Source organism: Roseateles sp. GW821-FHT02E12, assembly GCF_059421665.1.
The window spans coordinates 748145-770445 of record NZ_JBWKVK010000004.1; the positions used below are offsets into that span (position 1 = coordinate 748145).

A 22301-nucleotide genomic window follows, 5' to 3' on the forward strand; every position below is an offset into this window, starting at 1 on the left:
CGAAGGACCCCTCATGAAGACCCGCCTCCTTGCCCTGACCCTCCTGGCCGCCGCCTCGCTGGCCCAGGCCCAGGCCCCCGAGTGGAAGAAGCTGCGTATCGGCGTCGAAGGCGCCTACCCGCCCTTTTCCGAGATCGGCCCGGACGGCAAGTTGAAGGGCTTCGAGATCGAGCTCGTGCAGGCCTACTGCGCTGAGATGAAGGCCCAGTGCACGCTGGTGCAGCAAGACTTCGACGGCCTCATCCCCGCACTGCAGTCGCGCAAGGTGGACGCCATCTTCGCCAGCGTCTCCATCACCGAAGAGCGCCAGAAGGTCATCGCCTTCTCCAAGCCCTACTACAACACCCCGGCCCGCCTCGTGGCCAAGACCGGCGTGAAGCTCGACCCCACGGCCGCAGGCCTGAAGGGCAAGAAGATCGGCGTGCAGCGCGGCACGACGCACGAAACCTACGCGGCCGCCACCTTCAAGCAAAGCGAGATCGTGCGCTACGGCAGCCAGGACCAGGTCTTCCTGGACCTGAAGTCCGGCCGCATCGACGCGACGCTGATGGACGCGCCCGCCGCCGACTTCGGCTTCCTGAAGAAGCCCGAGGGCAAGGGCTTCGCCTTCGCCGGGCCGGCCATCCTGGACGACAAGATCTTCGGCGTCGGCACCGGCGTGGGCATGCGCAAGGCCGACGAGGCGACGCTGGGCAAGAAGTTCAGTGCCGCCATCGACGCGCTGCAGGCCAACGGCACCTTCAAGAAGCTGGCCGACAAATACTTCGACTACGACATCGCGCCGCGCGCCAAGCAGTGATGCGACGCCGCTCAGCCCTGGCCGCTGTCGCCGCGACTGCGCTGGCCGCGACGGCGGCCCGTGCTCAGAACGTCCAGCGCCTGCGCATCGGCTTCGCCGTCGGCTACGCGCCCTTCAGCGAGATCGGCACCGACGGCCAGCTCAAGGGCTTCGAGGTCGACATTGCACAAGCCTTGTGCGCCAAGTTGGCCGTGCAATGCACGCCCGTCATCCTGGAGTTCGACGGGCTGGTTCCGGCGCTGCAGTCGCGCAAGATCGACGCCATCATGGCCTCGATGTCCATCACGCCCGAGCGCCAGCAGGTCATCGCGTTCTCGTCGCCCTACTACTTCTCGCCGGCGCGCATGGTCATGCGCGGCGACACGAAGCTGGAGGTCACCGCGGCCGGCCTGAAGGGCAAGCGCATCGGCGTGGAGCGCGGCACCATCCATGAGCGCTTCCTGGCCGAGCAGTTCAAAGACAGCCAGGTGCTGCGCTATGCGACGCAGGACCAAGTGTTCCTGGACCTGAAATCCGGCCGCCTGGACGGCACGCTGGTCGACGCCGTCATCGCGCAGTTCGGCTTCCTCAACCATGCCGATGGCCGCGGTTTCGGCTTCGTCGGGCCCGACTTCGCCAAGGAAGAGCGTTACTACGGCAAGGGCATCGGTGTCGGGCTGCGCAAGGCCGACGCCGCCACGCTGGGCAAGCGCCTCGACGACGCCCTGGCCGCCCTGCGCAGCACCGGCGCGCTCAAGACCCTGAACGACCGCTACTTCAGCTTCGACCTCGTCAGCCCTCCGCGCTGAAGGCCTGTTCCCATGTTGTTGCACGGATTCCTTCCCAGCCTGTTCGAAGGCGCTGCCGTCACGCTGGCCGTGGCGCTGTCGTCGCTTGCCATCGCGGTGCTGCTCGGCCTGAGCGGCGCGCTGGCCAAGCTGTCGCGCTCGCGCGTTGCCAGGGCCATCGCTGGCACCTACACGACGCTGATCCGCGGTGTGCCTGACCTGGTGTTGATGCTGCTCGTCTTCTATGGCGGTCAGCTCGCCATCAACACGGTCGCGCCCATGCTCGGCCACGAGGACTACATCGACATCGACCCCTTCGTCGCCGGCGTGCTGACCATCGGCTTCATCTTCGGCGCCTACCTCACCGAGGCCTTCCGCGGCGCCTTCCTGGCCGTGCCGCCGGGCCAGCGCGAGGCGGGCATGGCCTACGGCATGAGCCCGGGCCAGGTGCTGTGGCGCATCACGCTGCCTCAGATGCTGCGCCACGCGCTGCCGGGCATTTCCAACAACTGGCTGGTGCTGATCAAGAGCACGGCCATCGTGTCGGTCATCGGCCTGTCCGACCTGATGACGCGGGGCCAGCAGGCCGCCGGCAACACGCGCGAGCCCTTCAGCTTCTACCTCGCCGTGGCCTTGATCTACCTCGTCTTCACCAGCTTGTCCGAACTCGGCTTCAGCTGGGCGCAGCGCCACCTGGCGATCGGCGTGAAGGAGGGGCGCCTGTGAACTTCGAATCCATCGGCGAGAACTTCCCGCTGTATCTGACGGGACTGGGCGTCACGCTGAAGCTGCTCGCGCTGTCCCTGAGCTGCGGTCTGCTGCTGGCCGTGCCGCTGGCGCTGGTGCGCACCGTCTCCAAGGGCTGGCCGTCGCGGCTGGTGTGGGCCTACACCTACGTCTTCCGCGGCACGCCCATGCTGGTGCAGCTTTTCCTTTGCTACTACGGCCTGGCGCAGTTCGATGCGGTGCGCGAGAGCGTCGCCTGGCCCTGGCTGTCGTCGGCCAGCTTCTGCGCCTGGCTGACCTTCTCGCTGAACACGGCGGCCTACACGACCGAAATCATCGCCGGCAGCATCCGCGCGCTGCCCGCCGGCGAGATCGAGGCCGCCAAGGCTCTGGGCATGAGCCGCGGCCTGATGCTGCGCCGCATCGTGCTGCCCGCCGCGCTGCGCCGCGCTTTGCCGGCCTATGGCAACGAGGCCATCTTCATGCTGCACGGCACGTCGCTGGCCAGCGTCGTCACGCTGCTGGACGTGACCGGCGCCGCTCGCGCGGTCAACGCCAAGTACTACCTTCCCTTCGAGGCCTTCATCACCGCCGGCGCCTTCTATTTCGTGCTCACGTTGGGCCTCGTCGGCCTGTTCCGCTGGGCTGAAAGTCGCTGGCTGAAGCCCATGATGAGCCGTTGATCATGCAAATCTTTCGTCATCCGCTAATCTCCCCCGCCCCAGGCACCCAGCGCGAACTGGTCTCGCTGCACTACGGCCAACCAGGCGGCCAGAAGGCCTACATCCAGGCCTCCCTGCACGGCGATGAACTGCCCGGCATGCTCGTCGCCCACCACCTGCGCCTGCAGCTGGACGCGCTGGAAGCCGCCGGCCAGATCAGCGGCGAGATCGTCGTCGTGCCCATGGCCAACCCCATCGGCGTCAGCCAGTTCCTGCTGCACGCGCACCTGGGCCGTTTCGAGCTGATGTCGGGTGAGAACTTCAACCGCCATTACCCCGACCAGATCGCCGCCGTGGCCACCGAGGTCGAGTCGCAGCTCGGCGCCGACGCGGCCACCAATGTTTCCATCCTGCGCCGCGCGCTCAAACGCGCCGTGCTGGCTGGTCCGGTCGACACCGAGCTGCAGTCGCTGCGCCGCGCACTGCTCGGCCTGTCCTGCGACGCCGACATCGTGCTGGACCTGCACTGCGACGCGCAGGCCCTGATGCACCTCTACACCGAGACGCCCTGCTGGCCCGACTGCGAGCCGCTGGCGCGCTTCCTGCGTTCGCGCGTGACGCTGCTGGCCCAGGACTCGGGCGACAACCCGTTCGACGAGGCCTGCTCCCAGGTCTGGTGGAAGTGGGACAAACACTTCAACGGCCAGGGCGCTCGCTTCCCCATTCCGCAGGCGTGCCTGTCCGTCACCGTCGAGCTGCGCGGCGCGACCGATGTGACCCACGAACTGGCTGCGGCAGACGCGAAGAACATCATCGATTTCCTGCGCTGGCGCGGCCTGATCGCGGGCGACAAACCGGCCCTGCCAGACGCCGTCGGCGACGCCCGCCCACTGGCCGGCAGCATGCCGATCAAGTCGCCCGTGCCCGGCGTGCTGACCTTCCTGAAGGAGGTCGGCGCCGAGGTTCGCGAGGGTGAAGTGCTGGCCCATGTCATCGACCCCATCACGGCCGAGGTCACCGAATTGAAGAGCCCTGTAGACGGCCTGTTCTTCGCGCGCGACTTCCTGCGCTTCGCGAACGCCGGCATGCGTGTTGCCAAGGTCGCGGGCCGCGAGGCGCTGCGCACCGGCAAGCTGCTGGGGGCGTGAACAAGATGAGCGACATCCAACTCCAAGCCACCAACATCCACAAGCGCTTCGGCGAGCGCGAGGTGCTCAAGGGCATCTCCTTCGCCGCCAAGGCCGGCGACGTCGTCACGCTGATTGGCTCCAGCGGCTCCGGCAAGAGCACGCTGCTGCGCTGCCTCAACCTGCTGGAGCAGCCCCACGAAGGCGAGCTGAGCCTGTGCGGCGACGCGCTCAAGCTGATCCGCGACCGCGACGGCAGCCTGAAGGCGGCAGACTCCAAGCAGCTGCAGCTCTGGCGCGCCAAGCTGGCCATGGTGTTCCAGAACTTCAACCTCTGGGCCCACATGACGGTGCTGGAGAACGTCATCGAGGCGCCCATCCACGTGCTGGGCAAGCCCCGGGCCGAGGCCATCGAGCGCGCCCAGGCACTGCTCGCACGCGTCGGCGTCTCGCACCGTGCAACCGTCTACCCGGCCCAGCTGTCGGGCGGCGAGCAGCAGCGCGTGGCCATCGCCCGCGCGCTGGCCGTGGACCCCGAGGTCATGCTGTTCGACGAGCCCACGTCGGCGCTGGACCCGGAGCTGGTGGGCGAGGTGCTGAAGGTGATGCGCGACCTGGCCGCGGAAGGCCGCACGATGATCGTCGTGACCCACGAGATGGGCTTTGCGCGCGAGGTTTCCAACCACTGCCTGTTCCTGCACCAGGGCAAGGTCGAAGAGGAAGGCAACCCCAAGGAGATGCTGCTGCGCCCGCAGTGCGAGCGCCTGCAACAGTTCCTCAGCGGTGGGCTGAAGTAGGCCGCGCGATGCCGCCCGCACTGGCGCGACTGCTGTGGCGTGCGCTGGCCCTTTTGAGCATCGCGCTGGCACTGATCGGCGTTGTGCTGCCCGTGCTGCCCACCGTGCCCTTCGTGCTGCTGGCGGCCTGGGCGGCCGGCAAGGGCTGGCCGGCGCTGGAGGCCCGGCTGCTGAACCACCCGCAGTTCGGCCCCGCCATCCGGCGCTGGCGCGACCACGGCGCCGTGCCGCGGCGCGCCAAATGGCTGGCCAGCGTGATGATGACGGTCAGCGCCGTCGTGCTTGCACTGACGTCGCTGCCGCTGGCTGTCAAGATCGCCGTGCCCGCCGTGATGGCTGCGGTGGCGATCTGGCTGTGGCGCCGCCCCGACGTCTGACCCACCACTTTCAGGCGGCGGCAGGCTGCCAGTCGTGCGCGACCAGTGAGTCGATGACAGCCTGCTGGGCCACGCTGATCGGCCGCTCCGACTGCACCAGCAGCTTGACCTCGCGCACGATGGGGCAGTCGGCCGTGCGCACATGCATCAGCCCGGCGGCATCGGCGATGGACTGGGGCATGAAGGCCACACCGAAGTTGGACCGCACGAAGGCCTGGATCCAGTCCTCGCGGTGCGACTGCTGCACCACCTCCAGCCGCACGCCACGCTCGTCCAGCAGGCGCTCGATGTAGCTCGAGAACTCGCAGTAGATGCGCTCGCAGTAGCGCTCGCGGTCCAGCTCGGCCATGGTGATGGCCTCGCGGCCGTAGAAGCGGTGGTCTTCGCCGATGGCCACCACGTAGTCCTCGCGGAACAGCAGCCGGGCGTCGAAGCGCCGCGGCGTCTCGTAGGGCGAGCACATGATGCCGATGTCAACGTCGCCGCGGTCCAGCTCGTCGGTCAGCGCCTCCAGGTTGCCCTCGCGGAAATGCAGCTCGATGGCGTGCCGGTCCTGGCTGTCGACGAAGCCCGGCAGCACCTGGTGGAAGTCGATGGTGCACATGACCCCGACGCGCACCACCTCGCGCTTCTCGCGTTTGAAGCGGCGCGCCTGCTCGCGGGCCGCCTGGGCGGTGTCGAAGATCTGGCGGAAGTTGGGCAGCATGGCTTGCCCCAGCTCGCTGAGCTGAACGGAGTTCTTGGTGCGGTCGAACAGCCGCCCGCCGATCGTCTCCTCCAGGCGCTGGATGGCCTTGGTGAGCGCCGGCTGCGACACGAAAGACCGCTCCGACGCACGCGTGAAGTTCAGCGTCTCGGCCACGGCCAGGAAGTAGCGGATCTGGTAGAGCTCCATGGCGTGCGCGTCGCACAGGCCGGCCGCTTCCTTACACCGGCCGCGATAACCACGGCGCATCAGCCCATGAATTGATGAGATTTCCCGGCATGGGTGGCGATCCAGACACTGGCGGCCTTCGCCAATCCAAGCCGCCGCAGGCCGCCATGCTCACCGCAAAACCTAACCCGCCAGTCCGCACGCTCGCCATCATCGGCGGCGGTTTTGCCGGCACCACGCTGGCCAAGTCCCTGCATGGCCGCCTGCCCGCCGGTTGGCAGCTGCTGCTGATCAGCGAGGAGAGCTACACCACCTTCAACCCCATGCTGCCCGAGGTGGTGGGCGCCGGCGTGTTCCCCGAGCATGTGGTGGCGCCCATCCGCGAGATGCTGCCCGGCGTGCGTTTCGTGATGGGCGCCGTGAGCCGCATCGACAAGGCCGCACAGCGCCTCACGTGCGACACGCTGCACGGCCCGCTCGAGGTCGGCTACGACCATCTCGTGCTGGCGCTGGGCCAGCGGGCACGCCTGGACCTGCTGCCCGGCATGGCCGAGCACGCGCTGCCGCTGAAGCTGGTGGGCGACGCGATGCACATCCGCAACCGCGTGCTGCAGGCGCTGGCCCGCGTTGAGCTGTGCGACGACGCGCTTGTGCGCCGGGCGCTTAGCCATTTCGTCATCATCGGCGGTGGTTTCTCCGGCGTCGAGGTGGCCGGTGCGCTGGCCGACTTCGTCAAGAGCGCCAGCCGCCACTACCCGAGAACGCGCGCCGACGGCTTCAGCGTGAGCCTGCTGCACGATGGCACGCGCCTGCTGCCCGAGCTGCCGGCAGCGCTGGGCGATGCGGCCGAGCGCTCGCTGGTGCGCCGCGGCGTACAGGTGCGCTGCGGCACCCGGGCCGCCCGCATCCATGCCGATGCGGTGGAGCTGGCGGACGGCCAGACGCTGCCCAGCGCCACGGTGATCTGCACGGTCGGCACCCGCCCCAATCCGCTGGTGGAGGCGCTGGCCTTGCCGATGCAGCGTGGCCGCATCGCTACCGAGGCCGATGGCCGCGTGCAGGGCGAGCCGGCCCTGTGGGCGCTGGGCGACTGCGCCGCGCAACCCAATGCCCGCGACGGCCAGATCAGCCCGCCGACGGCGCAGTTCGCCGTCGCCCAGGCCCACGCACTGGCCGGCAACCTGCTGCGCCACCTGAACGGCCAGCCCACACAGCCTTTTGCCTACGCCGCACGCGGAATGATGGCCACGACCGGTCACCTCAAGGGCGTGGCGCTGCTCTTCGGCCTGCGCCTGTCGGGCCTGCCCGCCTGGCTGCTGTGGCGAGGCTACTACCTGCTGCGCATGCCCACGCTGGGCCGCAAGACGCGCATCTGGGTCGAGTGGACCTGGGGCCTGTTCTTCCCGCTCGACATCACGCATCTGCGCTTCACCCGCACGACCGATGTCGACCGCGGCGGCGCCCCCTCCCCCACCACACCCCGCTAGGAGACCCATCATGTTCATCGGCAAGACCGCCCTCGTCACCGGCTCCACGTCCGGCATCGGCCTGGGCATCGCCCGCTCGCTCGCGGCCCAGGGCGCCAACGTCGTGCTGAACGGCTTTGGCGACGTGCACGAGATTGAAAAGCTGCGCCTGGACCTGATCGAGCAGCACGACGTGCAGGTGCGGCACGACCCGACCGACATGAGCCAGCCCGACCAGATCGAACGCATGATGGGCAAGGCCATCGCCGAGTTCGGCGCCATCGACTTGCTCGTCAACAACGCCGGCATCCAGCACGTGGCGCCGGTCGACGAGTTCCCGGTGGAGAAGTGGTACGCCATCCTGGCCATCAACCTCAGCGCAGGCTTCCACACCACGCGCCTGGCCGTGCCGGCGATGAAGAAGAAGGGCTGGGGCCGCATCGTCAACGTGGCCTCGGCGCACGCGCTGGTGGCCAGCAAATACAAGTCGGCCTACGTCGCCGCCAAGCACGGCGTTGCCGGCTTCACGAAGGCGGTGGCGCTGGAGCTGGCCGAGGCCGGCATCACGGTGAACGCCGTTTGCCCAGGCTATGTGCTGACGCCGCTGGTCGAGCAGCAGATCCCCGACACCGCCCGCGCCCGCGGCATCAGCGAGCAGGCCGTCATCCGCGACGTGCTGCTGGCCGCCCAACCCACCAAGCAGTTCGTCACCGTCGAACAGGTCGCCGCTTTGACGTCGTTCCTGTGTTCCGACGATGCCGCCTCCATCACCGGCGCCGTGCTGCCCATCGAAGGCGGCTGGACGGCGCAGTGATTTCTCCCGCAGTTCCCACACCCCCACCCCCAAGGAGCCCACCATGAAGACCTCGATCATCCGCACCCGCACTTCACGCCTCAGCCACCTCGTGGCTGCTATCGCCGCCCTCGTCACCAGCCTGGCGGGCGGCACTGCCCACGCCGGCGAATGCCCGGCCGACAAGGTCATGGCCAACGCGCTGGCCGACGCCGCCACCGCGCCCGTCGGCGTCACCGACACCGAGCTGTCGTCCATCGACCTGGCCAAGGAGAACGTGCACCTGAACCAGCGCCGTCTGCGCCTGCGCCACATGACGATCGCGCCCGGCGGCGTCGTGCCGTTCCACAGCCACGAGGACCGGCCTGCGCTGATCATGGTCAACAGCGGCGAGATCCACGAGCACTCCAGCAAGTGCGGCGTGCCCATCCTGCACAAGGCCGGCGACATCTCGCGCGAGTTCCTGGGCACCAAGCACTGGTGGAAGAACAGCACCAACGCGCCGGTCGAGCTGACCATCGCCGACATCGTCAACGACGGCAAGCCCACCACGATGAAGGAACACATGTAAGCCCGCGGCCCCGCCCGCCGACCGAACCACGCCAACCCAGCCGAGACAAGCCATGCCCGCCAAGAAATCCTCCTCTCCCCCCTCCGCCGCACGCCCCCAGGTCGTGCTGGTGCTTCAAGGCGGCGGCGCGCTGGGCGCCTACCAGGTCGGTGTCTATGAGGCCTTGCACGAGGCCGGCATCGAGCCGGACTGGGTCATCGGTACTTCCATCGGCGCGATCAACGCCGCGCTGATTGCCGGCAACCCGCCCGAGCGGCGCATGCAAAGGCTGAACGACTTCTGGCGCCACGTCGAGCACCAGAGCACCCTGGCCGGCCCGCTGGACTGGCTGGGCATGGGCAACCTGCTGGCCAACATGACGACGGTGATGCGCGGCATCCCCGCCTTCTTCGAACCCAACCTGGCCGCACTGCGCGGCAGCCAGGCCAAGTTGGGCGTGGACAAGGCCTCGTACTACAGCACCGACCCGCTGCGCGAAACGCTGCGTGAGCTGGTGGACTTCGAGCAACTGCAACACGGCGGCATGCGCCTCACCGTGGGCGCGGTGAATGTGCGCAGCGGACAGATGCGCTACTTCGACTCTCGCGAGGAGCCGGTCGGCCTGGAGCACATCATGGCCTCGGGCGCGTTGCCACCGGCCTTCCCGGCCGTCTGCATCGACGGCGAGGCCTACTGGGACGGCGGCCTGTACTCCAACACGCCCATCGAGGCCGTGCTGGACGACAACCCGCGCCGCGACGCGCTGATCTTTGCCGTCAACGTGTGGCACCAGACGGCGCCGCAGCCCGAGTCGATCTGGCAGGTGATGGGGCGGCAGAAGGACATTCAGTACGCCAGCCGAGCCGACAGCCATATCACGCGCCAGAAGCAGATCCACCGGCTGCGCCACATCATCCGAGAGCTCAATGGACTGCTGTCGCCCGCGCAGCAGAAGGCCGCCAAGGAGCTCACCGCCTGGGGCTGCGGCACGACGATGCACGTGGCCCATCTGCTGGCGCCGCGCATCGAGGGCGAAGACCACACCAAGGACATCGACTTCACACCCGCCGGCGTCAAGGCTCGCCGCCTGGCCGGCCTGGTGGACGCGCGCCGCATGATCGAGCGCGCGCCATGGCATGCGCCGGTGGACCCGATCGAAGGCGTCATCGAGCATGTGCTGGGCGAGGTTGAGACGGCATGAACCCGTTCGCGTTCATCGGCGCCGCGGCCTGCGCGCTGCTGATGGGTGCGGCCATCCAGCGCGGCGCCACCTGCACCGTGGCGGCCGTCAGCGAGCTGGTGGACCAGCGCAAGGCCAGCCGCCTGCGCAGCCTGCTCGAAGCCTCGCTGTGGGTGGCCGGCGGCCTGCTGCTGCTCCGGCTGTTGCAACTGCCCCAGCCCGCCTTGCCCACACCGTTTGCGCTGACCGGATGGACCGTGCTCGGTTCGGCGCTGCTGGGCCTGGGCGCCTTCGTCAACCAGGCCTGCGTGTTCGGCGCCATCGCGCGGCTGGGCAATGGCGAATGGGCCTACCTGGCCACGCCGCTGGGCTTCTACGTCGGCTGCGCCAGCGTCGACGGGCTGTTCGCCGCGGCCCGGCCGCAGGCTCAGCCGGCGGGCTCGCCCCTGTGGCTGGCCCCCGCCGCGCTGGGGCTGGCATTCGCGGGCTTTGCGCTGTGGCGCGCCGTGGCCCGCTGGCGCCAGCCTTGGTGGACCCCGCATGTCGCCACCGTGTCCATCGGGCTGGCTTTTCTCGCGCTGCTGCTGCTCGAAGGCCCCTGGGCCTACACCGACGCACTGGCCGAACTGGCCCACGGCATGACGATGCAAGCCGCGACGCGCACCGGTCTTTTCGCCTGCCTGCTGGCCGGCGCGATGTTTGGCGGCTGGCGCGCCGGCCTGTGGAAGGGCCACCGCTGGACGGCCACCGGCGTTGCGCGCTGCCTGGCCGGCGGCCTGCTGATGGGCTGGGGCAGCCTGCTGATCCCCGGCGGCAACGACGGCCTGATCCTGCTCGGCCTGCCGCTGCTGTGGCCCTATGCCTGGGTGGCCTTCGCGACGATGTGCGCCGTCATCGCGTTGGCCAGATTGGCGACACGGCCAGCCCTCAGGCCGGCAGCAAGCCCCGGTCCTTGAGCATGGGCTCTACGACCGGGTCGCGGCCGCGGAAGGCGCGGAAGGCCGCCCCCGGCTCGACGCTGTTGCCGGCCGAGTAGATGCACTCGCGCAGCCGCGCAGCCACAGCCGTGTCGAACACATTGCCAGCCTCGACGAAGGCGTCGAAAGCGTCGCAGTCCAGCACCTCGGCCCACAGGTAGACGTAGTAGCCCGCCGCGTAGCCTGCGCTGCTGAACAGGTGCTGGAAGTGCGTCAGCCGATGGTTGATGCCGACCTCGTGAGGCAGCTTCCACTCGGCCAGCGTGTCACGCTCGAAGCGGACCACATCGCCAGGTGCCACCGGCAGCGCATGCGCGGCCATGTCGACGATGGCGCTGGCCGTGTAGCGCAGCGTCTCGTAGCCCTGGCCGAACTGGCGGGCGGCCTGCAGCTTGGCCAGCAAGGCATCGGGCAGCGGCTCGTCGGTCTGCCAGTGGCGGGCGAATTTCTTCAGCACCTCGGGCTCGGCCATCCAGTGCTCGTAGAGCTGGGACGGCAGCTCGACGAAATCGCGCAGCACCTGGGTGCCGGCCAGGCGCTCGTGCTCCACGCTGCTCAGCAAGCCGTGCAGGCCGTGGCCGAACTCGTGGAAGAGCGTGCGCACGTCGTCGAAGCTGAGCAGCGTGGGCTCGCCCGCCGCACCGCGGGCGAAGTTGTTGTTGTTCAGAATGACGGGCGTGCTGCCGAGAGCGCGGCTCTGGTTGCGCATGGCGTTCATCCACGCGCCGCTGCGCTTGGTGGGCCGTGCGAAGTTGTCCTGCAGGAACAGGCCGCGCACGGACCCATCGGCGTTGAACACCTCGTAGGCGCGCACGTCGGCGTGGTAGCCGGCGATGTCGGGCCGCGGCTTGAACTGCAGGCCGAACAGGCGGCTCGCGCAGTCAAACATCGCACTCACCATGCGGTCCAGCGAGAAGTAGGGCTTGACCTCGGCCTCGTCCAGCTCGAAGCGGGCGCGCTTGGCCTGCTCGGCGTAGAAGCGCCAGTCCCAGGCTTCGAGTTCGTGCGTCGCGCTGGCGGCGGCCATCGCGCCCAGCACCGCTTCACGCTCGCGAGCCTGTGCGGTCAGGGCCGGGTGCCAGACGCGTTCCAGCAGGCCCATGACGGCGGCCTGGCTGCGCGCCATCGTGTCTTCCAGCGCGTAGTCGGCGTAGCAGGCATGGCCGTGCAGCCGGGCCTGCTCGGCGCGCAACTCGAGGATCTCGCGGCAGATGGCGCGGTTGTCCGTGTCACCCGTGTCGTCACCACGCCCGACCCAGGCGCGCCAGGCCTGCTCGCGCAGGTCGCGCCGTGCACTGAAGGCGAGGAAGGGCACGATCAGCGAACGCGACAGCGTGATGACGTGGACGCCGTCGTACAGCTTGCGGTCGATGGCTGCCTGGCGCGCGGCGGCGCGCACGAAACCGGGCAGGCCGGCGAGTTCGGCCTCGGTGGTGAGGCGCAGCTGGTAGCCGCTCTCGGCCGCCAGCACGTTCTGCGCAAAGCGGGTGTTGAGCTCGGCCAGGCGCGCCATGACGGCGGCATAGCGCTCGCGTGCCGCGGGTGCAAGGCGGGCGCCGGCGCGCAGGAAATCGAGGTGCACCCGCTCCAGCAACCGGCGCTGTTCAGCCGAAAGGCCGAGGCGCTCGCGCTGTTCGAACAGCGCATCGATGCGCGTGAACAGGCCCTGGTGCATGTAGACCGCGCTGTTGTGCTCGGCCAAGGGTGCAGCCAGCGCGCGCTGCACGGCCTGCAGCTCGGGCGACGTGGCCGACGCGGCCAGCGTGTAGAACAGATGCTCCAGCCTCGTGAGCCGGCGGCCGCTGGCGTCGAAGGTGGCAACGGTGTTGGCGAAGCTCGGCGGCTCGGCCTGGGCGGCAATCGCGTCGATCTCGGCGCGGTGCTCGGCCAGCGCGGTGTCAAAGGCAGGTTGGAAATGCGCCGGGGTGATGTCGGCGAAGGGGGGAAGGCCGTGTGGGCCTGCCCAGTCCTGCAGCAGCGGGTTGCTCATGCGGGTGCGTCCTGGCAAGAAACAAAAAGGGCCGCTTCCTGCCGGAGGCGGCCCGCTTTCAGTCGTCAGTGAACGGCGCAGATCACTTGGCCGCGGCCGCCTTTTCCTTGCGGATGGCCTTCTCGTCGTTCTCGTCGTAGGCCTTGTTCTGGCACTCAGCCTTCCACTTGTCGTTGCCGTCGAAGTGCTTCTCGGTGCGCTCTTCGATGGCCTTGAACTGGGCGTCCAGCGCGTCGACCTTGTCGGAGAAAGCCTTGCGCTTGACAGCCTGCTCGGCGTCGGCGGCCTTCACGGCGTCGACCATCGGGCCGAAGGCCGTCGTGCGTGCCTGGTAGGCCTCGTTGCGGGCCTTGAGTTCGGCCTTCTCGAGCTTGGGGGCTTCGGCGGTCAGCGTCTCGTGGGCCTTGAGGATGCCGTCGCGCTCGGCCTTGACTTCGGCGACCTGCTTGGCCAGCGCGGCCTCGCCGGTTTCGATCGCGGCCTTCTCGCCCTTGAGCTTGTCGGCATTGGCCTTGTAGGAGGCCTGCTCGACCTTGATGGCCTCGGCTTCCTTGCCGTTGGCTTCCTGCTGGTCAATGCAGGCGCGCAACTCGTCGCGGCTCATCAGCTTGGCCTTGGGTTTCTCGACAACCGGGTTGGCGACCTTGTTGTTCTTCGGGTCGACCTTGGCCTTGGTGTTGTTCGTGATCTGTGCCTGGGCGGAGAAGGCGACGACCAGGGCCAGCGGAAGAAGGATGCGTTTCATGAAGAGGGCGCAACTGGGTTGCGAAGGTTCAAAGCAGGAGACGGAATGATGCCACGAGGCTTCGCCGCGATAATCGTTGGCTGCTCTCTGTAACGACTTACGCATGGCGCTCAAAGCCACCATCCATAAAGCCCAGCTCCAGATCGCCGACATGGACCGCCATGTCTACGGCGACCATGCACTCACGATTGCCCGCCACCCGAGCGAGACCGACGAGCGCATGATGATCCGCGTACTGGCCTACGCGCTGAACGTCACAGCCGACGACCTCAACGGCCGGCTCGAGTTCACCAAGGGGCTGTCCGACGTGGACGAACCCGACCTCTGGCAGTTGGACCTGACCGGCGAGCTGCAGCACTGGATCGACCTCGGCCAGCCCGACGAGCGCCGCCTGATGAAGGCCCACGGCCGCGCCCGCCGCGTCAGCGTCTACAGCTTCGCGTCCAGCACGCCGGTGTGGTGGGCAGGCATTGAAAACAAGCTGACGCGTGCGCCCCGCCTGACGGTCTGGCAGATCCCGGCAGAGCAGTCGCAAGCCCTCATTCCCCTGGCTGAGCGCAGCATGCAGCTGCAGATCAGCATCCAGGACGGCAGCATCTACGTGTCGACCGCGGACGCGTCGGTCGAGATTCATCCCGTTGTGCTGAAGGCGCCCACCGAATGACGCCGCAACATGAGCCGGAGCATCAGCGTTTCACGCTGCCGACCACGCCCGTCAGCGTGCTCGACTACGAGCACAGCGGCGGCCGCGTCGTCTTCACGCACACCGGCGTGCCCAGCCAGTACCGCGGCCAGGGCCTGGCGGCCCAGCTCGTCGAGGCCGGCTTGCAATGGGCTTCCAGCCAAGGGCTGAAGGTCGTGCCGGCCTGCAGCTACGTCCACGTCTACATCCAGCGCCACCCCGAGTGGCAGAACCTCGTCGCTTGAGAGAAGAACGCACCATGTCCACGATCCTGCAATCCGTCCCCGCCGGCCAAAAGGTCGGCATCGCCTTCTCCGGCGGCCTCGACACGTCGGCTGCCCTGCACTGGATGAAGCTCAAGGGCGCCCTGCCCTACGCCTACACGGCCAATCTGGGCCAGCCCGACGAGCCGGACTACGACGAGATCCCGCGCAAGGCCATGCTCTACGGCGCCGAGAAGGCCGTGCTGGTGGACTGCCGCGCGCAACTGGTGGCCGAAGGCATTGCCGCGCTGCAAGCAAGCGCCTTCCACATCAGCACCGCGGGCGTGACCTACTTCAACACGACGCCCATCGGCCGCGCCGTGACCGGCACCATGCTGGTGGCCGCGATGAAGGCCGACGACGTGCACATCTGGGGTGACGGCAGCACCTACAAGGGCAACGACATCGAGCGCTTCTATCGCTACGGCCTGCTGACCAACCCGGCCCTGCGCATCTACAAGCCCTGGCTGGACCAGACCTTCATCGACGAGTTGGGCGGCCGCGCCGAGATGTCGGCCTTCATGACGGAGAAGGGCTTCGCCTACAAGATGAGCGCAGAGAAGGCCTACTCGACCGACTCCAACATGCTGGGCGCCACGCACGAGGCCAAGGACCTGGAGCACCTGAACAGCGGCATCAAGATCGTCAACCCCATCATGGGCGTGGCGTTCTGGCGTGACGACGTGGTCGTCAAGGCCGAAGCCGTGACGGTGCGCTTCGAGGAAGGCATGCCCGTCGCGCTGAACGGCGTCGAGTACAGCGACCCGGTGGCCCTGCTGGCCGAAGCCAACGTCATCGGCGGCCGCCACGGCCTGGGCATGAGCGACCAGATCGAGAACCGCATCATCGAAGCCAAGAGCCGTGGCATTTACGAGGCCCCCGGTCTGGCGCTGCTGCACATCGCCTACGAGCGCCTCGTCACCGGCATCCACAACGAAGACACCATCGAGCTGTACCGTGACAACGGCCGCAAGCTCGGCCGCCTGCTCTACCAGGGCCGCTGGTTCGACCCGCAGGCCATCATGCTGCGCGAAGCCGCCCAGCGCTGGATTGCCCGCGCCATCACCGGCGAAGTCGCCATCGAACTGCGCCGCGGCAACGACTACTCGCTGCTGGACACCAAGAGCCCGAACCTGACCTACGCGCCCGAGCGCCTGAGCATGGAAAAGGTCGAAGGCGCCTTCAGCCCGGCCGACCGCATCGGCCAACTGACGATGCGCAACCTGGACATCAGCGACACGCGCGGCAAGCTGGGCGTCTACACCGGCGTGGGCCTGCTGGCCGGCGGCGGCCTGCCCCGGCTGGAGTGAAAACACTGGTCAGGCATCCAGTAGCGCTGTATAAACTTACAGCACTTTCGTTGGAGCCTGACCATGCACAGCCAATACCGCCAGAACTACATCCCGAGCCGCCCGCTGCCCCGCTGGCTTGAAACCCTGCTGCGCTGGCTGTGAGCCCGGCCCGAGGACAAGCCCTGCGGCTTGGCGTGAGCGGGCGCTTCAGAACTCGTCGGCCACCCGGATGAAGCTCGCAAAGCGAGGCTTGCCGCTCGGCGTCAGGTCGCGATAGCGATAAGTCACCGTTGCGCCGATCGGGGGCGGATTGCGGCGCTGGGCTTCGCTGAAGCCCGTGCCCAGCTTGAAGCGGATGCCTTCGGGCGTCTGCAGTTCCAGCGCACCGAGCAGGCCGGCGAAGCGCCCCTTGCCAGGCTCGTGGCCGACGACGAGGGCTTCCGCATCCGCCTGTGGTTTGAGCTTGAGCAGCAGGTCACTGCGGCCCGAGGCCAGTGGCGCGTCGGCACGGTGCAGCATCAGACCCTCGCCGCCGCCGGCGACGACCTCCCTGAGCTTGTCGCGCAGTGCCGCATGGGTCGACAGCCGCATCTGGTCGACCGGCACGACGACACCGCCCACCATGGACTTGAGCTTTTCGGCGCGCTGTTCGAAGCTGCCCTCGCCCGCCGGCAGCTCGAACACGCGGTAGCTCACGCGGCGCCACTCCGCATTCACGGGCTCGGCTCGCCTCACCGCCGCGGACAGCGTGTCGAAGCTGCGCCGAGCAATCCACAGCTCGCCGTCCAGCGGCTGCTTGGGTAAGGCAGCCAGAAACCAGGCCGGCGCCGCCACGGTCCGCCCACTGCGGAACTTCAGCCTCTGTCCGTCCCACAGCGCACGCACGCCGTCCAGCTTCTCGCTGACGAGATACAGCCTTGGGTCGACATTTGCCGGTGCATTGCGCGCCAGCAGCGGCTCCAACGCCGATACCGGCAACCCGACCGAGCCGAGCAGGGCCAGCAGGGCGCGCCGCGTCAGCATCAGAGCACCACCGGTTCCGGCTCCAGCCGGATGCCAAAGCGCCCATAGACGCTTTCCTGGATGGCACGCGCCAAGGTCACGACCTCGGCGCCACGCGCGTCGGCCTTGTTGACCAGCACCAGGGCCTGCTTCTCGTAGACCGCCGCTCCGCCCACTGTCTTCCCCTTCCAACCGCAGGCGTCGATCATCCACCCGGCGGCCAGCTTCACGCTTCCGTCAGGCATGGGATAGTGAACGATACCGGGGTCGCGGCCGATGATGTCCCGGCACTGCTCGGCGGTCACGACCGGGTTCTTGAAGAAGCTGCCCGCATTGCCGATGACCGCCGGGTCGGGCAGCTTGGCGCGGCGCACCGCCACCACCCAATCGAAGATTTGCCGCGCGCTGGGCGCAGCGATGCCGGTCTCGGCCATCTTGCGCTCCAGCTCCAGATAGCCCAGCACCGGTTGCCAAGGCTTGGGCAGCCGGAACCGCACGTGCGTGATGACGCTCTTGCCGGCCAGGCCGCCAAAGTCGCTGTGCTTGAAGACACTGTCGCGGTAGCCGAAGCGGCACACCTCGGACGGCAGCAGCGCCGGCCGGCCGGTGATCAGGTCCATCACCTCGACGGCCTCCAGCCTGTCCTTGACCTCGATGCCATAGGCGCCGATGTTCTGCACGGGTGCCGCGCCGCAGGTGCCTGGGATCAGCGCCATGTTCTCCAGCCCCGGATAGCCGTGGTCCAGCGTCCAGCTGACCAGCTCGTGCCAGACGACGCCGGCACCGGCTTCGACGATCCAGGCGTCGTCGCGCTCCTCCAGCAACCGGATGCCGGTAATTTCCACCTTCAGGACAACGGCTTCCACATCCCGTGTCAGCACCAGATTGCTGCCGCCACCCAGCACGAACTTGGGCGCGCGGCCGAGTTCCGGGTGATCGACGACGCGACGCACATCGGCCGCCTCCCGGATCCGCACGAGGCGGCGCGCGATGGCCGGCAGGGCAAAGGTGTTGTAGGGCTTGAGGTTGACGTCGGTCTCGATCAGGAGACCGGGGGGTTCATTCGAGGGGGGGACGGAGCGTGCAGAGGCGGCGGACATGGGAAAATTTTCGCCGATTCATCTACCGGCCCTGCTAATGCCCAGTTTCGACACCGTTCTCGAACCCGACCACGTCAAGATCCGCAATGGCGTGGACAACGCCATCAAGGAAATCGGCACCCGTTTCGACTTCAAGGGCACGGGCGCCAAGGTGGAGCTCAAGGACAAGGAAATCCACTCGACCGGTGACAGCGACTTCCAACTCGAGCAGATCGAGGCCGTGCTCTACGGCAAGCTGACCAAGCAGGACGTTGTCATCAGCTTCCTCGACAAGGCCGAGAAGGTCGAGAAGCTCGGCGGCGACAAAGTGCGCCAGGTCTACAAGATCAAGGAAGGTATCGAGGCCACCCTCGCCAAGAAGATCGTGTCCTCGCTCAAGGAAAGCAAGCTCAAGATCCAGGCCAGCATCCAGGGCGACGCGGTACGCGTGACCGGCAAGAATCGCGACGACCTGCAGACGGCCATCGCCCATCTGAAGAAGAGCTTCAGCGACACGCCGTTGACGTACAACAACTTCCGCGACTGAGCATGCATCGCTTCACGCTCCTGTCGCTGCTGCTGACCTGTGGCCTGAGCATGGCCCAGGCTCAGCCGCCTGCGCAGGTGCAGCTCAACGGCATGCTGGGCGCACGCTCGGCCTTGCTGATCATCGATGGCGATCCCCGCACCCTCGAAGTGGGCGCCACGGCCAAGGGCGTCAAGCTCATCGCACTCGAGGATGGCCGCGCCGTCGTCGAGTACGGCGGCCGGCGCCACACCCTGACCCTCGGCGCGGCACCCGGCCGCGTCGTCGCTTTGACGCCGCCGCCGCGCCAGATCATCCTGCCCATGGGCTCGGGCGGCCACTTCACGACGATTGGCATGATCAACGGCCAGGTCACGAGCTTCCTCGTCGACACCGGCGCGACCAGCATCTCCATCAGCCAGATCGAGGCGGAGAAGCTCGGCCTGCGCTACATGTACGGCAAGCGCATCGTCACGCAGACGGCCAACGGCGTGGTGCCCGCCTACCAGTTCCAGCTCACCAGCGTCCGCATCGGCGACGTCGAAGTGCGCGACGTCGAAGCCATCGTCATCCCCGGAACGATGAGCTATGTGCTGCTGGGCAACAGCTTCCTGAACCGATTTCAGATGCGGCGCGAGAACGACGTCATGACTCTGGAGCTGCGGTACTGAGCCAGCGAGGCGGGCTTCTGCAAGAATCCGGCGCCCACCCTAGCCGGCCCGCCTAGATGACCCCTCGCTCAGCCTCACGCCCTGCCTTGCTTTCTGGCCTGCTGGCCACCCTGCTGCTTGCCGCCGCGCCCGCGGTACAGGCGCAGGATGCCGCCAAGGCCTCGCGCTTCTATGAAGACGCGCTGCAGCGCTACGAGAAACGCGACATCCCGGGCGCCATCGTGCAGCTCAAGAACGCGTTGCAGGCCGACAAGAGCCAGTTGTCGGTGCACGTGCTGCTGGGCAAGGCTTTGCTGGCCAATAGCGAGCCGGCGGCCGCGGAGTTCGAGTTCGGCGAAGCGATTCGGATGGGCGTGAACCGGGCAGAAGTCGCGGTACCCCTGGCAGCGGCCATGATTGCCCAAGGCAAGCAGCCTCAGGTGCTCGATGAGCCAAGGCTGCAGCCCTCGGGATTGCCGCCGGGCATCCAGCAGCAGTTGCTCCTGCAGCGGGCAGCCGCCCAATCCGACATGGGAGACGGCAAGGCGGCCCTCGCCTCGGTTCAGGCTGCGCGGGCACTCAACACGGCCGATGCCAACAGCTGGACCGCCGAAGTCCCCTTGCGCATTCGCAACCGGCAGTTCACGGAAGCGCTGGCGGCCGCCGACCAGGCCCTCAAGCTGACGCCGGAGGATCCTGAGGTTCTGTACCAGCGGGCCTCGATCTTCCATGCGAACAGCGATTCCAAGCAGGCACTGGCTGGCTACGACCAAGCCTTGAAGATCCAGCCCGCGCACCTGGAATCACGCCTCGCGCGTGCCGGCCTCTTGATCGACCTGAACCGCGACGCCGAGGCGCTGGCTGACGTCGACGAGCTCCAGAAGACCAAGCCCAATGATCCTCGGGCCGCCTACCTCCGCGCCTTGCTGGCGGAACGAGCGCGGGATTCGGCAGGAGCAAAGGCCGCGCTCAAGCGGATCACCGACCTGCTGGACCCGGTGCCCATCGATGCCATCCGCTATCGCACGCAGTTGCTGATGCTCAATGGACTGGCCCATTACAGCTTGAACGAGCTGGAGAAATCACGCCCCTACCTGGAGCTCGCCGCCAAGCAGCAACCTGGCAGCCCGCTCAACAAGCTGCTGGCGCAGATCGCGATTGCTGAGCCCAACGTCAACCGCGCTATCGAGCTGCTGGACGCCTACGTCAAGGTGCGGCCGACCGATGGCCAGGCCCTGCTGATGCTTGCTTCGGCGCACATGAGACAGGGCGGCCACGCCCGTGCCGTGCAATTGATGCAGGACGCCCTGAAGACCAAGGACTCCACCGAGTTCCGCACGGCACTCGGCGTTTCGCTGTTGCAGTCCGGCCAGTCGTCGATGGCCGAGGAGCAACTCGAGAAGTCCTTCAAGGCCGACTCCAAACAGACGTCAGCCGGGCTGGCACTGGTGGCCGTCTACTTGCGCGACAACAAGATCCAGAAGGCCCTCGCAGTGGCCGACACCTTGGCCCGGGGCAATCCCAACAATGCCACCTTCGTGATGATCCAGGCCTACGCCAAGGGGCAGGCCCAGGACTATGCAGGCGCCCGCGCCGGCTACGAGAAGGCGCTCAAGCTCGATGCAAGTCAGCTGGACGCCAAGCTGGGGCTTGCACGGGTCGACGCTGTCACGGGGAATTTCCCGGCTGCCGACAAACGACTGCGTGCGGCACTCAAGGAAGACGAACGCAACCCCAGCATCCTGTTTGAGCTGGCTTTGCTTCACGAACTCTGGCGCAAGGACGATGAAGCCCTGAAGTGGCTGGAAAGCGCTGCCTCGGCCAGCAGCCAGCGCGAAACGCGGGCCAACTACGCCCTTGTGGCCTGGCATCTGCGCAAAGGGGCGTCGGCGCGGGCGCTCGAGGCTGCGAAGTCCCTGCTGGCCAAGCTCCCCGAGGACGTCGAAGCCCTGCAAGCGTATGCCGCTGCGCAACTGGCCAACGGTGACGCCGCTGGCGCGCGAGCCACTCTGGTCAACGCATCCCGCCGGGCCGCCTTCGATACGCCGCGCCTGGTGGAAATCGCCCGCCAGCAAGTCGCCTCGGAAGACCTCAAGGGCGCCGCCTACACGCTGGACAAGGCACTCAGCGGGGCTCCCAATGACGTCGCGGCGCTGGCCATGCTGTCCAGCGTCGAACTGGCGCAAGGAAACTTCGCGCAGGCAGAGCAGCGGGCCCGGCAGGTCCTGGATGCTGCGCCCAAGGCCGCCATCGGCTACAACTTGATGGCCGATCTGGCTCAGCGCCGCGGCCAGAACGGCCCCGCCCTGGAGGCGCTGCGCAAAGCGCACGACATCGAGAAATCGTCCAACTCGATCAGTCGCCTCCTGCGGGCACAGGCCGTACAGGGCGGACTGAAGGCTGCGGTGGAACTCGGTGAAGCCTGGCTGAAGAAGAACCCGTCTGACACACGCGTCCATAGCGCCATCGCCGAGTTGCAGGTCCGCAGCCAGGATTACGGGATGGCCCGTAAGCACTACGAAGCGGTACTGAAGGCCGCGCCGAACGATGGCAACACCCTGAACAACCTGGCCAACGTGCTGATTGAGCTCAAGGACCCAACGGCCCTGGACGTTGCGGAGGCGGCCCTCAAGACCTCGCCGAAGAATCCGGTCTACCTCGACACGGCCGGCTGGGCCAACCATCGCGCCGGCAAGTCCGACCGCGCGTTGCAACTGTTGCGCGACGCCAGGCTGCGAGCTCCCGACAAGCCGGACATCCGGTACCACCTCGCAGTCGCGCTCGCGCAGGCGGGGCGCAACGGCGAGGCGAAGCAGGAACTGAACGAGGCACTGCGCAGCAATGCGCCATTTGTCATGCTGGATGGGGCCAAGAAGCTGCTCAGCACCCTCAATTGAGGGGCCGCAGCGAGGTGTCAGCAGTGTCGAACCTGCTTACACTCCGTCCCATAGAACTTGGACATAAGCCGCGAAGTTGT

At 67.6% G+C, this 22301-nt stretch carries 23 protein-coding genes; 18 read left to right on the top strand and 5 right to left on the bottom strand.

Annotated features, from left to right (window positions below; translation table 11 throughout):
* The first annotated feature begins 13 nt into the window (after nt 1-13).
* From AC07V5_RS26185 to AC07V5_RS26215, 7 genes are read left to right on the top strand one after another with little or no spacing between them, the layout of a single operon-like run.
* Entirely contained in the window at nt 14-799 is a 786-nt protein-coding gene (locus AC07V5_RS26185) for an ABC transporter substrate-binding protein (protein WP_495118557.1), read from the top strand.
* On the top strand, nt 799-1587 hold the full coding sequence (locus AC07V5_RS26190) for a transporter substrate-binding domain-containing protein (RefSeq protein WP_495118558.1): 789 nt from the start codon (nt 799-801) through the stop codon (nt 1585-1587). Before AC07V5_RS26185 ends, AC07V5_RS26190 begins: the two co-directional genes overlap by 1 nt.
* 12 nt (nt 1588-1599) lie before the next feature.
* Complete coding sequence (locus AC07V5_RS26195; RefSeq protein ID WP_495118559.1) at nt 1600-2292, top strand: ABC transporter permease; 693 nt, start codon at nt 1600-1602, stop codon at nt 2290-2292.
* Nucleotides 2289-2975 (top strand): ABC transporter permease, encoded by a 687-nt coding sequence (locus AC07V5_RS26200; protein ID WP_495118560.1) that lies wholly within the window; start codon nt 2289-2291, stop codon nt 2973-2975. The genes AC07V5_RS26195 and AC07V5_RS26200 overlap by 4 nt, the downstream gene beginning before the upstream one ends.
* A gap of 2 nt (nt 2976-2977) precedes the next feature.
* Complete coding sequence (locus tag AC07V5_RS26205; RefSeq protein ID WP_495118561.1) at nt 2978-4102, top strand: succinylglutamate desuccinylase/aspartoacylase family protein; 1125 nt, start codon at nt 2978-2980, stop codon at nt 4100-4102.
* Nucleotides 4103-4107: 5 nt separating this feature from the next.
* On the top strand, nt 4108-4878 hold the full coding sequence (locus AC07V5_RS26210) for an ABC transporter ATP-binding protein (RefSeq protein WP_495118562.1): 771 nt from the start codon (nt 4108-4110) through the stop codon (nt 4876-4878).
* Nucleotides 4879-4886: 8 nt separating this feature from the next.
* Nucleotides 4887-5255 carry a YbaN family protein gene (locus tag AC07V5_RS26215; RefSeq protein WP_495118563.1) on the top strand — a complete coding sequence of 123 codons (369 nt, stop codon included), beginning with the start codon at nt 4887-4889 and terminating at the stop codon, nt 5253-5255.
* Between the two features lie 10 nt (nt 5256-5265).
* On the opposite strand, the gene AC07V5_RS26220 is transcribed toward AC07V5_RS26215, so the two are convergent.
* A complete protein-coding gene (locus AC07V5_RS26220; RefSeq protein WP_495118564.1) occupies nt 5266-6210 on the bottom strand; it encodes a LysR family transcriptional regulator in 945 nt (314 codons plus the stop codon).
* 86 nt (nt 6211-6296) lie between these two features.
* On the opposite strand from AC07V5_RS26220, the gene AC07V5_RS26225 reads away from it, so the two are divergent.
* Genes AC07V5_RS26225 through AC07V5_RS26245 form a run of 5 tightly spaced genes read left to right on the top strand, consistent with a single transcriptional unit; the run spans nt 6297 to nt 11074 of the window.
* Entirely contained in the window at nt 6297-7616 is a 1320-nt protein-coding gene (locus AC07V5_RS26225; RefSeq protein WP_495118565.1) for an NAD(P)/FAD-dependent oxidoreductase, read from the top strand.
* A 10-nt stretch (nt 7617-7626) separates the two neighbouring features.
* Complete coding sequence (locus AC07V5_RS26230) at nt 7627-8409, top strand: 3-hydroxybutyrate dehydrogenase (RefSeq protein WP_495118566.1); 783 nt, start codon at nt 7627-7629, stop codon at nt 8407-8409.
* A gap of 43 nt (nt 8410-8452) precedes the next feature.
* Complete coding sequence (locus AC07V5_RS26235) at nt 8453-8959, top strand: cupin domain-containing protein (RefSeq protein ID WP_495118567.1); 507 nt, start codon at nt 8453-8455, stop codon at nt 8957-8959.
* 52 nt (nt 8960-9011) lie between these two features.
* Entirely contained in the window at nt 9012-10139 is a 1128-nt protein-coding gene (locus AC07V5_RS26240; RefSeq protein ID WP_495118568.1) for a patatin-like phospholipase family protein, read from the top strand.
* A complete protein-coding gene (locus tag AC07V5_RS26245; protein ID WP_495118569.1) occupies nt 10136-11074 on the top strand; it encodes a YeeE/YedE thiosulfate transporter family protein in 939 nt (312 codons plus the stop codon). Before AC07V5_RS26240 ends, AC07V5_RS26245 begins: the two co-directional genes overlap by 4 nt.
* Here the strand turns inward: AC07V5_RS26245 and AC07V5_RS26250 are convergent.
* Nucleotides 11046-13085 carry a M3 family metallopeptidase gene (locus tag AC07V5_RS26250; RefSeq protein ID WP_495118570.1) on the bottom strand — a complete coding sequence of 680 codons (2040 nt, stop codon included), beginning with the start codon at nt 13083-13085 and terminating at the stop codon, nt 11046-11048. The two genes, AC07V5_RS26245 and AC07V5_RS26250, sit on opposite strands and share 29 nt — an antisense overlap.
* 82 nt (nt 13086-13167) lie before the next feature.
* Entirely contained in the window at nt 13168-13830 is a 663-nt protein-coding gene (locus AC07V5_RS26255; RefSeq protein WP_495118571.1) for a hypothetical protein, read from the bottom strand.
* A 103-nt stretch (nt 13831-13933) separates the two neighbouring features.
* On the opposite strand from AC07V5_RS26255, the gene AC07V5_RS26260 reads away from it, so the two are divergent.
* From AC07V5_RS26260 to argG, 3 genes are read left to right on the top strand one after another with little or no spacing between them, the layout of a single operon-like run.
* On the top strand, nt 13934-14494 hold the full coding sequence (locus AC07V5_RS26260) for a YaeQ family protein (RefSeq protein ID WP_495118572.1): 561 nt from the start codon (nt 13934-13936) through the stop codon (nt 14492-14494).
* Entirely contained in the window at nt 14491-14757 is a 267-nt protein-coding gene (locus AC07V5_RS26265) for a GNAT family N-acetyltransferase (protein WP_495118573.1), read from the top strand. Before AC07V5_RS26260 ends, AC07V5_RS26265 begins: the two co-directional genes overlap by 4 nt.
* A 14-nt stretch (nt 14758-14771) precedes the next feature.
* Nucleotides 14772-16085, top strand: coding sequence for an argininosuccinate synthase (gene argG, locus AC07V5_RS26270; RefSeq protein ID WP_495118574.1), 1314 nt, complete (start codon nt 14772-14774; stop codon nt 16083-16085).
* Nucleotides 16086-16274: 189 nt separating this feature from the next.
* On the opposite strand, the gene AC07V5_RS26275 is transcribed toward argG, so the two are convergent.
* A complete protein-coding gene (locus AC07V5_RS26275; RefSeq protein WP_495118575.1) occupies nt 16275-17090 on the bottom strand; it encodes a DNA ligase in 816 nt (271 codons plus the stop codon).
* Nucleotides 17090-18169, bottom strand: coding sequence for a UDP-N-acetylmuramate dehydrogenase (gene murB, locus AC07V5_RS26280; protein WP_495118576.1), 1080 nt, complete (start codon nt 18167-18169; stop codon nt 17090-17092). The genes AC07V5_RS26275 and murB overlap by 1 nt, the downstream gene beginning before the upstream one ends.
* A 37-nt stretch (nt 18170-18206) precedes the next feature.
* Here murB and AC07V5_RS26285 point away from each other — a divergent pair, with 37 nt between their 5' ends.
* The 3 genes from AC07V5_RS26285 to prsT all read left to right on the top strand — a co-directional run bounded on the left by AC07V5_RS26285 (nt 18207) and on the right by prsT (nt 22221).
* The gene (locus AC07V5_RS26285) at nt 18207-18695 is read left to right on the top strand and encodes a YajQ family cyclic di-GMP-binding protein (protein ID WP_495118577.1); all 489 of its coding nucleotides are present in this window, start codon (nt 18207-18209) and stop codon (nt 18693-18695) included.
* 2 nt (nt 18696-18697) lie between these two features.
* A complete protein-coding gene (locus tag AC07V5_RS26290; RefSeq protein ID WP_495118578.1) occupies nt 18698-19345 on the top strand; it encodes a retropepsin-like aspartic protease family protein in 648 nt (215 codons plus the stop codon).
* Nucleotides 19346-19431: 86 nt separating this feature from the next.
* A complete protein-coding gene (gene prsT / locus AC07V5_RS26295; RefSeq protein ID WP_495118579.1) occupies nt 19432-22221 on the top strand; it encodes an XrtA/PEP-CTERM system TPR-repeat protein PrsT in 2790 nt (929 codons plus the stop codon).
* Nucleotides 22222-22301 lie beyond the last annotated feature (80 nt).

Bases quoted from the DNA above. Each gene is read 5' to 3' on its own strand.
- AC07V5_RS26185 (WP_495118557.1), top strand. From the start codon at position 14: ATGAAGACCCGCCTCCTTGCCCTGACCCTCCTGGCCGCCGCCTCGCTG.
- AC07V5_RS26190 (WP_495118558.1), top strand. From the start codon at position 799: ATGCGACGCCGCTCAGCCCTGGCCGCTGTCGCCGCGACTGCGCTGGCC.
- AC07V5_RS26195 (WP_495118559.1), top strand. From the start codon at position 1,600: ATGTTGTTGCACGGATTCCTTCCCAGCCTGTTCGAAGGCGCTGCCGTC.
- AC07V5_RS26205 (WP_495118561.1), top strand. From the start codon at position 2,978: ATGCAAATCTTTCGTCATCCGCTAATCTCCCCCGCCCCAGGCACCCAG.
- AC07V5_RS26210 (WP_495118562.1), top strand. From the start codon at position 4,108: ATGAGCGACATCCAACTCCAAGCCACCAACATCCACAAGCGCTTCGGC.
- AC07V5_RS26215 (WP_495118563.1), top strand. From the start codon at position 4,887: ATGCCGCCCGCACTGGCGCGACTGCTGTGGCGTGCGCTGGCCCTTTTG.
- AC07V5_RS26220 (WP_495118564.1), bottom strand. From the start codon at position 6,210: ATGCGCCGTGGTTATCGCGGCCGGTGTAAGGAAGCGGCCGGCCTGTGC.
- AC07V5_RS26225 (WP_495118565.1), top strand. From the start codon at position 6,297: ATGCTCACCGCAAAACCTAACCCGCCAGTCCGCACGCTCGCCATCATC.
- AC07V5_RS26230 (WP_495118566.1), top strand. From the start codon at position 7,627: ATGTTCATCGGCAAGACCGCCCTCGTCACCGGCTCCACGTCCGGCATC.
- AC07V5_RS26235 (WP_495118567.1), top strand. From the start codon at position 8,453: ATGAAGACCTCGATCATCCGCACCCGCACTTCACGCCTCAGCCACCTC.
- AC07V5_RS26240 (WP_495118568.1), top strand. From the start codon at position 9,012: ATGCCCGCCAAGAAATCCTCCTCTCCCCCCTCCGCCGCACGCCCCCAG.
- AC07V5_RS26245 (WP_495118569.1), top strand. From the start codon at position 10,136: ATGAACCCGTTCGCGTTCATCGGCGCCGCGGCCTGCGCGCTGCTGATG.
- AC07V5_RS26250 (WP_495118570.1), bottom strand. From the start codon at position 13,085: ATGAGCAACCCGCTGCTGCAGGACTGGGCAGGCCCACACGGCCTTCCC.
- AC07V5_RS26255 (WP_495118571.1), bottom strand. From the start codon at position 13,830: ATGAAACGCATCCTTCTTCCGCTGGCCCTGGTCGTCGCCTTCTCCGCC.
- AC07V5_RS26260 (WP_495118572.1), top strand. From the start codon at position 13,934: ATGGCGCTCAAAGCCACCATCCATAAAGCCCAGCTCCAGATCGCCGAC.
- AC07V5_RS26265 (WP_495118573.1), top strand. From the start codon at position 14,491: ATGACGCCGCAACATGAGCCGGAGCATCAGCGTTTCACGCTGCCGACC.
- argG (WP_495118574.1), top strand. From the start codon at position 14,772: ATGTCCACGATCCTGCAATCCGTCCCCGCCGGCCAAAAGGTCGGCATC.
- AC07V5_RS26275 (WP_495118575.1), bottom strand. From the start codon at position 17,090: ATGCTGACGCGGCGCGCCCTGCTGGCCCTGCTCGGCTCGGTCGGGTTG.
- murB (WP_495118576.1), bottom strand. From the start codon at position 18,169: ATGTCCGCCGCCTCTGCACGCTCCGTCCCCCCCTCGAATGAACCCCCC.
- AC07V5_RS26285 (WP_495118577.1), top strand. From the start codon at position 18,207: ATGCCCAGTTTCGACACCGTTCTCGAACCCGACCACGTCAAGATCCGC.
- AC07V5_RS26290 (WP_495118578.1), top strand. From the start codon at position 18,698: ATGCATCGCTTCACGCTCCTGTCGCTGCTGCTGACCTGTGGCCTGAGC.